Annotated in this window: 11 protein-coding genes; 5 read left to right on the forward strand and 6 right to left on the reverse strand. The window is 73.3% G+C overall.

All coding sequences use genetic code 11. From position 1 onward, the window contains the following. Nucleotides 1-79: 79 nt before the first annotated feature. From ACI2LW_RS11560 to ACI2LW_RS11575, 4 genes are all read right to left on the reverse strand, one after another. Nucleotides 80-1,057, reverse strand: a complete 978-nt coding sequence (locus tag ACI2LW_RS11560; protein WP_404730982.1) for a DMT family transporter — start codon at nucleotides 1,055-1,057, stop codon at nucleotides 80-82. 179 nt (nucleotides 1,058-1,236) lie between these two features. Next, nucleotides 1,237-2,319 (reverse strand): EamA family transporter, encoded by a 1,083-nt coding sequence (locus ACI2LW_RS11565; protein WP_404730983.1) that lies wholly within the window; start codon nucleotides 2,317-2,319, stop codon nucleotides 1,237-1,239. 105 nt (nucleotides 2,320-2,424) lie between these two features. Continuing rightward, nucleotides 2,425-3,006, reverse strand: a complete 582-nt coding sequence (locus ACI2LW_RS11570; RefSeq protein WP_404730984.1) for a Clp protease N-terminal domain-containing protein — start codon at nucleotides 3,004-3,006, stop codon at nucleotides 2,425-2,427. A 1,177-nt stretch (nucleotides 3,007-4,183) separates the two neighbouring features. After that, entirely contained in the window at nucleotides 4,184-4,804 is a 621-nt protein-coding gene (locus ACI2LW_RS11575) for a PadR family transcriptional regulator (protein WP_404730985.1), read from the reverse strand. 174 nt (nucleotides 4,805-4,978) lie between these two features. Between ACI2LW_RS11575 and ACI2LW_RS11580 the strand changes: the two genes are divergently transcribed. Continuing rightward, nucleotides 4,979-5,794, forward strand: a complete 816-nt coding sequence (locus ACI2LW_RS11580; protein ID WP_404730986.1) for a PhzF family phenazine biosynthesis protein — start codon at nucleotides 4,979-4,981, stop codon at nucleotides 5,792-5,794. A 105-nt stretch (nucleotides 5,795-5,899) separates the two neighbouring features. On the opposite strand, the gene ACI2LW_RS11585 is transcribed toward ACI2LW_RS11580, so the two are convergent. Both ACI2LW_RS11585 and ACI2LW_RS11590 read right to left on the reverse strand, forming a co-directional pair. Next, nucleotides 5,900-6,703: a CPBP family intramembrane glutamic endopeptidase gene (locus ACI2LW_RS11585; RefSeq protein WP_404731011.1), complete on the reverse strand. Its 804-nt coding sequence runs from the start codon at nucleotides 6,701-6,703 to the stop codon at nucleotides 5,900-5,902. Between the two features lie 305 nt (nucleotides 6,704-7,008). Then, nucleotides 7,009-8,526, reverse strand: coding sequence for a glutamate--cysteine ligase (locus tag ACI2LW_RS11590; RefSeq protein ID WP_404730987.1), 1,518 nt, complete (start codon nucleotides 8,524-8,526; stop codon nucleotides 7,009-7,011). Nucleotides 8,527-9,108: 582 nt separating this feature from the next. Here ACI2LW_RS11590 and ACI2LW_RS11595 point away from each other — a divergent pair. The 4 genes from ACI2LW_RS11595 to ACI2LW_RS11610 all read left to right on the forward strand — a co-directional run bounded on the left by ACI2LW_RS11595 (nucleotide 9,109) and on the right by ACI2LW_RS11610 (nucleotide 13,052). After that, nucleotides 9,109-9,693, forward strand: coding sequence for a hypothetical protein (locus ACI2LW_RS11595; RefSeq protein ID WP_404730988.1), 585 nt, complete (start codon nucleotides 9,109-9,111; stop codon nucleotides 9,691-9,693). A gap of 439 nt (nucleotides 9,694-10,132) precedes the next feature. After that, the gene (locus ACI2LW_RS11600) at nucleotides 10,133-10,339 is read left to right on the forward strand and encodes a DUF5999 family protein (RefSeq protein WP_404730989.1); all 207 of its coding nucleotides are present in this window, start codon (nucleotides 10,133-10,135) and stop codon (nucleotides 10,337-10,339) included. A gap of 335 nt (nucleotides 10,340-10,674) precedes the next feature. After that, nucleotides 10,675-12,624, forward strand: coding sequence for an amino acid transporter (locus ACI2LW_RS11605; protein ID WP_404730990.1), 1,950 nt, complete (start codon nucleotides 10,675-10,677; stop codon nucleotides 12,622-12,624). 35 nt (nucleotides 12,625-12,659) lie between these two features. Next, nucleotides 12,660-13,052, forward strand: coding sequence for a molybdopterin-binding protein (locus ACI2LW_RS11610; protein ID WP_404730991.1), 393 nt, complete (start codon nucleotides 12,660-12,662; stop codon nucleotides 13,050-13,052). Nucleotides 13,053-13,158: the final 106 nt, after the last annotated feature.

Below are 13,158 nucleotides of genomic sequence, written 5' to 3' on the forward strand. Positions count from 1 at the left end.
CGTCGTCCTCCTCGTCACACGGGGTCCTCACACGGGGTCCTCACACGGGGTCCTCACACAGGCCCCTCACACGGGCTCCTCAGACGGGGACCGGCTCCCTGGCCTCCGCGCGGGCCATGCGGGCCTCGGCCACCGCGAGACCCGCCACCGATCCGAGCATCAGCGCGGTGCCGAGGACGGTGGCCGCCGTCAGCCGCTCGCCGAGCAGGGCGACGGCCAGCACCGCCGCGCTGACCGGCTCGAGGAGCATGATCACCGACACGGTGGCGGAGCGGACGACGGCCGCGCCCGCGAAGTACAGGGCATAGGCGAGGGCCGTGGGGACCGTGGCGATGTAGAGCAGCAGCCACAGCAGCCGGCCGGCGTCCACGGTGTGCGGCACCAGGCCCTCGGCCAGCGCGAAGGGCAGCAGACACAGACTGGTGACCGCGAACGCGCCCACCGTCGTACCGGAGTCGCCCCCTCCGCCGGCCCGGCCCGACCAGCGGGTGAGCAGCGTCATGGCGGAGTAGCCGGCCGCCGAGGCCAGGGCGAGCAGCACGCCCCACGGCCGTACGGTGGCGCCCGAGCCGCCCAGGACCAGGACGGCCAGCCCGGCCAGCGCCCCGGCGACGGCGGTCAGACCCGCCCGGCCGAGCCGTTCGCCCAGCAGCAGGCGGGCGCCCAGGGCGATGAGCACGGGCCCGGCGCCGAGGGTGACGACGGTCGCCACGGCGAGCCCGGTGGCGTCCACCGCCGCGAAGTAGGCGGTCTGGAACACGGCCAGGCCCACACCCGTGGCGCCCGCCCGCAGCAGCCGACGCGGCGCCGGCCCGGGCGCCGCGGGCACCGTAGGCGCCGCGGGCGCCGCGGGCCGGGCGCGCGGGCGGAGCAGGCGCGCGGCGAGCAGCAGGGCGAGGCCGGCCGCGCAGCGCCAGAAGGACAGGACGACCGGGCCCATGTCACTGGCCCGGTAGACCAGGGAGGCGGCGGCGCCCGCGGTGCCCCAGGCGGCACCGGCGACGATCAGATACAGCAGGCCACGCCCGACGGGCAGGCCGAGGGAAGCACGCGACACGAGTTCTCTCCGCAGGGACGCAGAAGCGGGGGACGGCGGACCCCGTCCGTGCGGGGGCCGCGCTCTCCTTCCGCGGGCAGCACCGTTCGGCCCGGCCGGTCGCCGGGCTCGGTCACCGGGGCCCGCCTCAGTCGGACGGGGGCGGGAGAACGAGCGCGTGTTCGTGCATGACCAGCACGTCAGGCCGCCGTTCCCCGGGCCGACAACTCCCTTTCCGCACCGCTGGGGGCCGCCGACGCGTCCTCGGCGGTCGCCGCCGGCGCGGGCACGGTGTCCGTCGCCGCCGGTCCCGGTGCGCCACCCGTCGCCGCCGGCGCGGTGCCCGTCGCCACGGGCGCCGACGACTGGGCGATGAAAGCCCCGAGCAGGACGACGGCACCGCCCGCCACCTGCGGTACGGAGAGGTGCTCACCCAGCAGCACCCAGGCCAGCACGGTCGCGATGACCGCCTCCAGGCACGCCACGACACCCGCGACCTGCGGCGAGAGCCGGCGGACCGAGAGCACGCCGGTGACGTACGCGAGGACCGTCGCCACCAGCACGATCCACGCCAGCAGCGCGACGGCCGGGACGGGGGTGCCGTTCATGTGCGCGGTGCGGGCGAGCACCGGCCAGGCCATGTCCCAGGGGCGGGCGACGACGGTCAGGACGAGTGCCCCGCCGAGCAGCCCGTAGGCGATGACACCGAGCGGGTCGGGGGCCTCGTCACCGGCGTCGCCGCCCTGGTCGGACAGGACGAAGTAGCCGACCTGGCAACACGCGGCACCGAGCGCGAACAGCAGGCCCAGGGCGTCGAAGCCCAGCCCGGCCCAGACCTCGACGACGCAGGCCAGCCCGCCCGCCGCGAGCACCACGCCGAGCGCGGCGGCCCGGGTGACCGGCCGCCGCTGCACGAACCGCACCCAGCCGAGGACCAGCGCGGGCGCCAGATACTCGACGAGCAGCGCGACGCCGACGGGTATCCGGGACAGGGCCGCGAAGTAGCAGGCCTGGACGCCCGCCACGGCGAGCAGCCCGAACCCGGCGAGCAGCGCGGGGCGCCGGCGCGGCAGCGCCCGGTGCCGTACGGCGACCGGCAGCATCACCAGAGCCGCTCCGGTGACCCGCAGCCAGACCACGTGCAGCGGGTCGAGTCCCGCCTCGATCAGCGGTTTGGCCGCGACGCCGGAACCGCCGAAGGCGAGCGCGGAGACGAGCGCGAGAGTGAGTCCGGCGCCCTTGCCGGAACGGCGCTGACTGAGACGAGACGTAGGCACCGGCACATGATGACAGGCGACGACAGGAGCGTCACCCCCGATGGCACCTGTCTCATCCGCTGGACGGGACGCCAGGCGGCGGCCGCACCGCGCGAGCCCGGCCCCGGGCGCTCAGCGGGCTCCCTCCCCGTCCTGCCCGCACGGCACGCGCGGGCCCGCGAAATCGTTGTCAGGGCGCGTCGCGGCGTCGGCTCGGGCGGCGAGGGCCGCCGCGTCCGTTCCGGCGCGCGTGAGCACCTCGACGGCGCGCGCCTGCGGGTCGGCGACGATCGCCGCGAGGAGGTCGACGCCGCGGACCAGGTCCTCGCCCCGCCCGGCGGCACGCTCGCGGGCGTGGTCCAGGGCGGCCGAGGCGACGGGTGACAGGCCGTCGGCCCCGCGCACCACGGGCAGCCCGCCGGAATCCTCCACTCCGGCCTGCCAGCGCAGGCCGTAGCCGATGCTGCGCTGCACCAGGTAGCCGAGCAGCCGCGCGACCTGCGGCCCGCCGTCGAAGACGGCCCGCACCTCGGGGTCGGACTCCAGGAGGGTGTGCAGCAGGTGCGCGGTGTCGACGTGCCGGTCACCGTCCCGGACCGCCCTCCGGCGGGCACCGGCGACCACCGCCGCCAGCTCGGCGCTGAGCCCGGCGTCGTCGTCGGGAGGACGGGTGCCCGGCGCCTGGACCGGCTGCCGGGAAGTACGGGATTGCACAACTTCCAGCCCACCAGCGCCGCGAGGCCGGGGCATCCCCGGCGGGAAGCATTTCCGCGTCCCACGGTGAGTGGACGCGCCCGGCGGAAATCTCCTCCTCAGGGATGAGATCAGACAGCACACCCACGGCACCCTCGGCCCGGGAGCCGCATGAGCGGTCGCGTCCTGCGGGTGACTGTGGGGACGAGGGAGGCTGCGGGTGCCGGGGGGCGCGGCCGATGGGAGGGGACGCGGGGGCGCGGGGGCGCGGCTGGGCGGGACGCGCGAGCTCGGGGACGCGGTTGGGCGGGGACGCGCGAGCCCGTAGGGACGCACAGGTTGGGCGGCGCCCTGCGGCACAACGGCGTGCACCCCGCGGGCCCACCGGGGTGCCTGGGCGGCAGTGTGCGGCCGCCTCCATCCGCACGGCTGCCTCCATCCGCACGGCCGGCCGGTGACGACGGCGGGCCGTCGCCGCCGTTGGGTGGGGTGGGCCGTCAGCCCTGACCAGGCGAGAAGGCCCGTCGCCCGCCCCGCGATTGGCCGCCCCCTTGCCGGATGGGCAGGCCGTCGGCCCCCGCCGAGCGAGCCGGCCGCGCCAACTCTGGCCGGGCGGGCAGGCCGGCCGCCCACGCCGGCGAGTGGCGGCCCGCCTGCCGGGCGAGCAGGACGTCACCCCTGACCGGGTGGGCAGGCCGGCGCCCTCGCCGGGCGAGCAAGCCGTCAGCCCGGCCGGGCGAGCAAGCCCTCCATCCGCGCTGACGAGTGGCCGGGCATCATCGTCGGGCGAGGCCGTCACCCTTCGCCAGGCGGCAGGCCGCCGGCCCTGGCCGGGCGGGCAGGCCGTCCGCCCGCCCCGCCGAGTGACCGTCAACCCCGGCCAGGCGGACAGGCCGGCGATCCGCGCCGACGAGTGGCCGCCCGCTGCCACCGGGCGCGCAGGCCGCCCGCATTCGCCAGGCGAACGGCCGCCGGCCCCAGCCGGGTGGGCAGGCCGTCCGCCCGCTCTGGCAAGGGGCCGTCAACCCCGGCCGGATGGGGAGGCCCGCCACCCGCGCCGGGGAGTGGCCGCGAGCAGGCCGTGCGCCTTCGCCAAGCGCAGGCGCCGACCCTGGCCCTGGCCCTGGCCCTGGCCGGGCAGGCCGGCCGGCCGCCCGCGCCGGCGAGTGGCGGCCCGCCCGCGTCGGACGGCCGGCTCTCAGTCCTCGTCGGCGAGGATCAGGTACAGCTTCTTGCGCGCGTCGTTGATGACGGCGAGCGCCTTGTCGCGCTGCTCCTTGGTGCCGGTCTTCCAGACCTGCCCGAAGGCCTCCATCAGCCCGAAGCCGGCCTGCCGGATTTCGCCGAGCGCCTCCCAGTCGACCCCGCGCGAGGCCTCCTCCCAGGGCGCCTCGGGCCCCTCCTCGGCGGCGGCGCGGCCCGGCCCGGTGAGCGAGAACAGCTTCTTGCCGCCCTCGGTCTCACTGACGATCAGGCCCTCGTCCTCCAGCAGCTGGAGGGTGGGGTAGACCGAGCCGGGGCTGGGCTTCCACGCCCCGCCGCTGCGCTCGGCGATCTCCTGGATCATCTCGTAGCCGTGCATCGGACGGTCCTTCAACAGGACCAGGATCGAGGCCCGTACGTCACCGCGCCGCGCCCTGCCGCGCGGTCCCCCGCGTCCGCGCCCGCCCCAGGGGCCGAACCCGGGGCCTCCGGGACCGAATCCCGGGCCGCCCGGGCCGAAGGGCCCGAAGGCCGCCCGCCGCCCCTCGGGGCCTCCCCAGCCACGCCGGCCGGGGCCCTCGTGGCGGTGTCCGTGCTCGAATCCGTGGGTGCGCATCGCGACCACTCCATTCCATCGTCGACCTGTCACGATGCCTCAACGATATATCGGAAGCACTCGCCCGACAACTCCTTCCGAACTGCTGCTCCCCGCGGCCGGCCCCACCCGACAGGGCCGGTCCTCGCGAATTGGCCTTGGCACGCGCCCCGCGCCGGCACCTACCTTCGGGACATGCGGATTCGAATCGTCGACGCCTTCACCGACCGTCCCTTCGCCGGCAACCCGGCAGGAGTCCTGCTGCTCGACGCCTTCCCCGAGGACGACTGGCTGCAGCGGGTGGCGCTGGAGGTGAACCACGCCGAGACGGCGTTCGCCCACCGGCTGCCCGAGGGAGGGGAGGCCGACTGGGCGCTGCGCTGGTTCACCCCCGTCACCGAGGTCGCCATGTGCGGCCACGCCACACTCGCCACCGCCCACGTACTGCGCACGACCGGCGCGCACGAGGGTCCGGTGCGCTTCGCCACCCGCAGCGGCGTGCTGGTCGCGACCACCGACGGCGATGGCGACGGCGACATCACGCTGGACTTCCCCACCGCGCCGCTCACGCCCGTCGAGGTCCCCGAGGGGGTGGCGCAGGCGCTGGGCGCCGAGCCGCGCACCGCCCTGGACACCGGCCCCGCCGTCGGCGACCTGCTGCTGGAACTCGCTGACGAGAAGACCGTCCGCGGTCTGGCCCCGGACCACCGGGCGCTGGCCGCGTACTCCACGCGCGGCGTCATCGCCACGGCCCGCGCCGAGGACCCCGCGCGGGGCTACGACTTCGTCTCCCGGTGCTTCTTCCCGAACGTGGGCATCGACGAGGACCCGGTCACCGGCAGCGCCCACACCGCCCTGGCCCCCTTCTGGTCCGGCCGGCTGGGCCGCCGGGACCTCACCGGGCTCCAGGCGTCCCCGCGCTCCGGCCTGGTGCGCACCGGGCTGCGCGGTGAGCGCACCCTGCTCTCGGGCCGGGCGGTCACCGTCATCGACGGCGAACTGCTCGCCTGACCACCGCCGTTCCCGGCGCCCGCAGGCCGACGACCGTACGCCACGGCGACCGCAAGGAACGGTCACCGCAATCAACCGCGGCGGGAGACGGAAGAGGCCGGGTCGTCAGGCCGTGGGGAGCCAGCCCACCTTCCCGGCCAGCAGGGCGTATCCGACGAAGGCCCCGATGTCGAGCAGGGAGTGGGCCACCACCAGCGGGCCGACGCGTCCCCAGCGCCGGTAGAGCCAGACGAAGACCACGCCCATGACCATGTTGCCGACGAAGCCGCCGACGCCCTGGTAGAGGTGGTAGGAGCCGCGCAGTACGGCGCTGGCCGTCAGCGCGGTGCCCGGCGTCCACCCGAGCCGGTCCAGCCGGCGCAGCAGGTACCCGACGACGATGACCTCTTCGAGGACGGCGTTCTGCAGCGCGGACAGGATCAGCACCGGGTACTTCCACCACACGGCGGGCAGCGCCTCGGGCACCACGGTGAGATTGAAGCCGAGGCCCCGGGCGGCGAGGTAGAACGCGATTCCGGTGCTGCCGATCACGGCGGCCACCACGGCGCCCCGGGCGAGGTCGGGCCGGGGCCGGTCGCGGTCGAACCCGATCGCCCGCAGACCGCTGCCCTCCCGCATCAGGAAGTGCGCGACCAGGGCGACCGGGACCAGGGCGGTGGCGATCCCGAACAACTGCCAGGCCAGGTCGAGCCAGGGCCGGCCGGGCGCGGCGGAGGCGTTGAGGGTGGCCGCCTGGTCCTTGAGGCCGCCAGGCTTGGTCACCGAGCCGATGAAGCTGATCAGCGCGGAGACGCCGCTCGCGCCGAGCGACAGCGCGAGGACGAGGACCGTCTCGTCACGCAGGATCCGCCGCGACAGCCGCTCTCCGGGAAATCCGGTACCGGCATCGCCTGCCGTCCGCTCCTGCACCCGCGCCTCCCGCACCACCGTACGCACCGCCGTTCCGGCACGTCACAGCTTGCCCCATCGGCCGGGCCCGGACACGACCGGCCCCCGGACCGAACGGCCCCGGACACGACCGGCCCCCCGGAGACACCCGCCTCCGGCGACGGGCGCCCTCCGGGCCACGGCGGCGTGGGGAGCACACCCTCAGCCGGAGGCCTCGGAGGGCCGCCCCCGGTGCAGCCCCGGGACGGCCCTTCGCCCTGTCACCTGTCACCTGTCACCTGTCACCTGTCACCTGTCACCGTCCCCCGTCGCCCGTCCTCGGCCGGTCAGGCCAGCGGAACCGGTTCCGGCAGGCCGATCGGCCAGGTGTGCGCGGGCTCGTTGAGCCGCATCAGTTCGTGGTAGCGCCGGGTCGTGGCCGCGAGGGCGTCCTCCCTGCTCAGCCCCTGCTCCCGGGCCCGGTGGAAGGTGGCGGCCTGCCATTCCGCGCCGTTGGTCCGGCGCCGGCAGCGCTCCTCGATGACCCCCAGGTACAGGTCGCGGTCCGCGGGCTCCACACCCCACGCGTTCAGGCCGGCCTCGGCGAGCGGCAGCAGCTCGTCGCGGACCAGGCTGACCGCGTCGACCTCCACCGTGCCGGAGTAGCGGCCCCGCCGCGGCCAGGTGAGCCGGGCGCCGATCCCGTACCGGCACGCCGCGTCGAAGTTCGCGGCCGCCGCCTCGAAGGGCATCCGGGACCACACCGGCCGGGGCTCCTCGGCGAGGGCCCGGACGAGGCCGTAGTAGAAGGCCGCGTTGGCGACCACGTCGGTGACGGTGGGCCCGGCCGGCAGCACGCGGTTCTCCACGCGCAGGTGCGGCACGCCGTCCGCGATGTCGTAGACCGGGCGGTTCCACCGGTAGACGGTGCCGTTGTGCAGGACCAGCTCGGCCAGTCTCGGCACGCCTCCGGCGTCCAGCACGTCGAGGGGGTCCTCGTCGTCGCAGATGGGCAGCAGCGCCGGGAAGTACCGCAGGTTCTCCTCGAAGAGGTCGTACGCCGAGGAGATCCACCGCTCGCCGAACCAGGTGCGCGGCCGTACGCCCTGCGCCTGGAGCTCCGGCGGCCGGGTGTCGGTGGACTGCTGGAACAGCGGCGGGCGGGACTCCCGCCACAGTTCACGCCCGAACAGGAAGGGCGAGTTGGCCCCGACCGCGATCTGGGCCGCGCTGGCCGCCTGCGCCGCGTTCCACACGTCGGCGAAACGGGCCGGGGTGACCTGGAGGTGCAGCTGCACCGAGGTGCACGCGGCCTCCGGCGCGATCGACTTCGAGGTGCAGCGCAGGCGCTCCACGCCGTCGATGTCCAGGGTGAAGTCCTCGCCGCGGGCGGCGACGATCTGGTCGTTGAGCAAGGTGTAACGGTCGACGTCGGAGAGGTTGGAGGAGACCAGGTCGTCCCGGCCCAGGGTGGGCAGAATGCCGATCATCGCTATTCCGGCCTCGACCTCGCCGGCTTTCCGGTCGGCATATGCCAGTGACGTTCTCACTTCCTCGGCGAGACGCTCGAATACGCGGCCGCCCAGCCGGTGCGGAGCTATGTTGACTTCCAGGTTGAACATGGCCAGCTCGGTCTGGAAGTCCCTGCTGGCGATGCGTTCCAGTACTTGCGCATTGAGCATTTTCGGCAGGCCGTCGGAGCCCACCAGATTCAATTCGATCTCCAGCCCCATCAGGTTCTTCGGGCGATCGAACCGCTTCTCGTCCAGCAGCCGCTCCAGTCCCGTCAGGCACCGTTGGAGCTTGTCGCGGTAGCGGTTGCGATCGGACAGGTCCAACTGGCCCGCCACGACCTTCTCCCCCATCGCAGGGTCCTTCCTCGCACAGGCGGGCCGATGATCCGGCCGCCGGGTCCCGGTCAGGTGGGATGATGCCCCGCGAACGCGATCGATAACGTCCCGCGCCCCTTCCGCAGCGGCTACTCTGGTGCGAGTGACCGGAGGCACATTCACGCGGCATTGAGCATCCAGCAGTTTCGGGTACCCCGGTGTACTCGTGAAAAACGCCGATGAGAACGAGCCGTCCGCAGCGCCGGAACAACCCGTGGTCAACGGGACGCGACGACTGCCAACCGGGATGATTCCCGCGAATTTCCGGCCGAATATACCCTTGTTGCCCGCACCGGAAACCGCTAGGCGAAACACCGCCTGAACATTTGTCGTATAAACTCCTCCCTACAGGCAGAAGGTTGGCGCCTCACGTCCCTGGATCCCGGCCCCTGGATCCTGCCGTCAAGGTCATGTGTGGCAGACCGCGACCTCGCACACCCCTCGCACGCGCATGTGCGGACCCGGCCCGACCCTCCCCTGCCTGGAGAGCTGACAGCGCCGTCCGCCCCGCACCCGCCCTCGCGCCACCCCTGCCTGTCGAATGAGAGGCGACCCACCATGCCGCTGCATGTCCCCCCGGCTCCCGCGCCCGCACTCCGTTCGGTCCTCACCGCGCTCGGTTCCCCCACCGCCGTGCGCGAGGCCCGCACACCCGCCCTCCGCGCCGCACAGGGCCCCGCCACCCCCGATCTGCCGCTGCCCGTGCACGTCCTGGACCGGATCACACCCGAGGGCGTCTCCGCGACCCGGCTCGCCGGCTGGCGGTTCCTGATCCGCTGCGGCGACCACGCCGTGGCGGCCGCCGAGACCATGCTGACCCCCGACGGCTGGGCCTTCTCGCACTTCTTCGAGGGCCCCTACGTCGCCTCCACCGAGCGCGCGCTGCGCCAGACCGAGAGCCTCGCCCAGCCGTACCAGCCGCGCCTGTTGTCACTGCCCAGCCTGTACATGCTCACGCTCTGGCTGCACGGCGAGCCCGCCGGCGACGGCGCGGCCGGCCACCCCGCGGCCACCGACCTGCTCGTCCCGCTGGCCCCGGCGCCGCCCGGCATAGCCGCCCACCGGCCGCACCGGGTCGCGGAACTGCTCCCGGTCCTCACCCACCGGGCGACTCCCGTCCGGCTCCTGGGATCCCCCGCCTGAAATCCCGCGTTTCGATCAGCAATCCCGCATTTCGATCAACGACGTACGCCCTCGTACCCCGCTGCCGGATTTTCCGGGAGCGGGGTACGTCACGTTCACCGGGCGAATGCGCCGACCCGGCCCCGTGAATATGCTCATCCGAGCCGCATTACCCTCGCATGAGCCGGAAACGCCGTATGGCCCGACCTGACTAGCCCCATCAGGCCACCTCGAACCACCCGAAGAGACAGTGCAGTTGGACTGAACCGCTCGCGTGGGTGACGCGTCTCCAACCTGTGAGAAGCGGTGCTGCAAAATCCCTGCGGATTGACGCCCGTGGGGCAACACTGGTTTCCGACCGAGACTTATCAAACGGGGGGCGGCCATGGAGAATGCCACTAGCCGCGGAACAGACAAGACAGCCGTCACGGACCACACGACAGAACGAAAGATCCCACCCATGTGCCAGCACCAGCCGCCGTGCCCGACAGCCGACTCCGCCGACCGGGAATCCGCCCGCCTCGTGGCGCACCACCCGGAGCAGGGCTGGAGCCTGCTGTGCAACGGGGTCCTGCTCTTCGAGGACACCGGTGAGCTTCTGCCCGACGGTCAGATCATCGCTCCGCACCGCCCGCTGGGCGCCGACCGGGTGGTGACCGCCGCCTGAGCACACCGGGCGACGGCACGAACCGCCCGGCGGACCACAAGGGGCCGGACCGCACGCACGCGCTGCGAACCGGCCCCGACGCGTGTCCGGCAGCGACTACGGTCGGTAGCGGCCCCGGCACGCCGTCTTCCGTGTGTCTCCGGACCACCCCCGTGACCTGCGGTTCGGCACCCGCCGAACCGGCCGGCGCCGCCTTGGGCGGTCATTCTTAACGGAAGATTGACGCCCGCCCACCCCTGTGGCCGTGGGCGCGCGCGTCACGCTCTGCTTACGCTGGTGCTCCGTCCGCGTGAGGCCCGTTCCGCACGCCGAGCAGTACACCAGGAGCTGGGCCGATGGCCACCACCCAACACCCTCCCAGTCGGCTGCGCACCTGGATGCTGGAGGGCCTGTCCGACATGGGCAAGGGCGTGCAGCAGGCGCCGCACGCCGCGCCGGAGCCCCCGCACAAGGGGCAGCGCTGGTACCGCGTCATGTGCCTGACCGGCGTCGACTACTTCTCGACCCTCGGCTACCAGCCCGGCATCGCCGCCCTGGCGGCCGGTCTGCTGTCGCCCGTCGCCACCCTGGTCCTGGTCCTGGTGACCCTGGCCGGGGCGCTGCCGGTCTACCGGAGGGTGGCCCAGGAGAGCCCGCACGGCGAGGGCTCGATCGCGATGCTGGAACGGCTGCTGTCGTTCTGGCAGGGCAAGCTGTTCGTGCTGACGCTGCTGGGGTTCGCCGCCACCGACTTCCTGATCACCATCACCCTGTCGGCCGCGGACGCCTCCACGCACCTGATCGAGAACCCGCACCTGACGAGCGCGCTGCACGGCCGGCAGATGCTGATCACCCTGTTGCTCGTGGCGCTGCTCGGCGCCGTGTTCCTCAAGGGCTTCCTGGAGGCCATCGGCGTCGCGGTCGCCCTGGTGGGCGCCTACCTCGCGCTGAACGCCGTCGTGGTGGTGGCCGGTCTGTGGCACGTCGTCACCGCCGGCCATGTGGTCACCGACTGGTCCTCCGCCCTGAGCGCCCAGCACAGCAGCGTCTTCGCCATGATCGGGGTGTCGCTGCTGGTGTTCCCCAAGCTTGCGCTCGGCCTGTCCGGGTTCGAGACCGGGGTCGCCGTCATGCCGCACGTCCAGGGCGACCCCGACGACACCGAGGAGCGGCCGGCCGGCCGGATCCGGGACACCAGGAAACTGCTCACCACCGCCGCGCTGATCATGAGCGGCTTCCTGATCGCCACGAGCTTCATCACCACCCTGCTCATCCCCGCCGACGAGTTCCAGCGCGGCGGCAAGGCCAACGGGCGCGCGCTGGCCTATCTGGCCCACCAGTACCTCGGCAACGTCTTCGGCACCGTGTACGACGTCTCGACCATCGCGATCCTGTGGTTCGCCGGCGCCTCCGCGATGGCCGGGCTGCTCAACCTGATGCCGCGCTACCTGCCCCGGTACGGCATGGCCCCGCACTGGGCGCGTGCGGTGCGCCCGATGGTCATCGTCTTCACCCTGATCGCCTTCCTGGTCACCTGGATCTTCGACGCCAGCGTGGACGCACAGGGCGGCGCCTACGCCACCGGCGTGCTGGTGCTGATCAGTTCCGCCGCCATCGCGGTGACCATCGCCTCCCGCAAGGCGGGCCAGGGCAAGTGGACCGTCGCGTTCGCGGTGATCTCGGCGGTGTTCCTGTACACGACCGTCGTCAACGTCATCGAACGCCCGGACGGCGTGAAGATCGGCGCCTGCTTCATCGCCGGGATCATCCTGGTCTCGCTGCTGTCGCGGCTGGCCCGCGCCTTCGAGCTCCGCGTGACCAGCGTGACCCTCGACCCCATGGCGGAACGATTCATCAGGGACATGGCCAGCCGCAAGATCCGCTTCATCGCCAATGAACCGGGCAGCCGGGACCAGGCCGAGTACCGCGACAAGATCGAACAGATCCGCAGGGACCATGACATCCCGGACAACGAGGACTTCGTGTTCGTCGAGGTGACGGTCACCGACCCGTCCGAGTTCGAGGCCGGCCTGACGGTGCGCGGCGAGGTCCTGCACCACCGCTACCGCGTGCTCACCCTGGAGTCGTCCTCCATCCCCAACGCCCTGGCCGCGCTGCTGCTGCACGTCCGCGCCATGACCGGCTGCACACCCCACATCTACTTCGAGTGGACCGAGGGCAACCCGTTCGCCAACTTCCTGCGCTTCTTCCTGTTCGGGCAGGGCGAGGTCGCGCCGGTCACCCGCGAGGTGCTGCGCGAGGCGGAACCGGACCCGGCCAAGCGGCCCCGGGTGCACACCGCGTGACAGCATCGCCGCGCCCTGGGCCTATCGTGACCGGCATGCAGTCGTACACGATCGGCCAGGCCGCACGCCTGCTCGGCGTCAGCCCGGACACCGCACGCCGGTGGGCGGACGCCGGCCGGGTCAGCACCCACCGCGACGAGAGCGGGCGGCGCCTCATCGACGGACGGGACCTGGCCGCGTTCTCGGTCGAGCTCGCCCGCACCGGCGCCGAGGAGGCGCCCTCCCACACCTCGGTGCGCAACGCCTTCCCCGGCATCGTGACCGCCATCAAGCTCGGCGACGTCGCCGCCCAGGTCGAGATCCAGGCCGGTCCGCACCGGCTGGTCTCGCTGCTGACCCGGGAGGCCGTGGAGGAACTGGGCCTCGAGGTCGGCATGGAGGCCACCGCCCGGGTGAAGTCGACGAACGTGCACATCGACCGGGCCTAGTGCTGTGCCCGGACTGCCGTCCGGATCCGTACGGGTACGGCGTCCGGATCCGTACGGGTACGGCGTCCGGATCCGTACGGGTACGGGACGGGCCCCCGCCCGGTGT

It is taken from the genome of Streptomyces sp. NPDC004065, assembly GCF_044903565.1.
GTDB lineage: Bacteria > Actinomycetota > Actinomycetes > Streptomycetales > Streptomycetaceae > Streptomyces.

Bases quoted from the DNA above. Each gene is read 5' to 3' on its own strand.
- ACI2LW_RS11575 (WP_404730985.1), bottom strand. From the start codon at position 4,804: ATGCGCACCCACGGATTCGAGCACGGACACCGCCACGAGGGCCCCGGC.
- ACI2LW_RS11590 (WP_404730987.1), bottom strand. From the start codon at position 8,526: ATGGGGGAGAAGGTCGTGGCGGGCCAGTTGGACCTGTCCGATCGCAAC.
- ACI2LW_RS11580 (WP_404730986.1), top strand. From the start codon at position 4,979: ATGCGGATTCGAATCGTCGACGCCTTCACCGACCGTCCCTTCGCCGGC.
- ACI2LW_RS11610 (WP_404730991.1), top strand. From the start codon at position 12,660: ATGCAGTCGTACACGATCGGCCAGGCCGCACGCCTGCTCGGCGTCAGC.
- ACI2LW_RS11605 (WP_404730990.1), top strand. From the start codon at position 10,675: ATGGCCACCACCCAACACCCTCCCAGTCGGCTGCGCACCTGGATGCTG.
- ACI2LW_RS11600 (WP_404730989.1), top strand. From the start codon at position 10,133: ATGTGCCAGCACCAGCCGCCGTGCCCGACAGCCGACTCCGCCGACCGG.
- ACI2LW_RS11595 (WP_404730988.1), top strand. From the start codon at position 9,109: ATGCCGCTGCATGTCCCCCCGGCTCCCGCGCCCGCACTCCGTTCGGTC.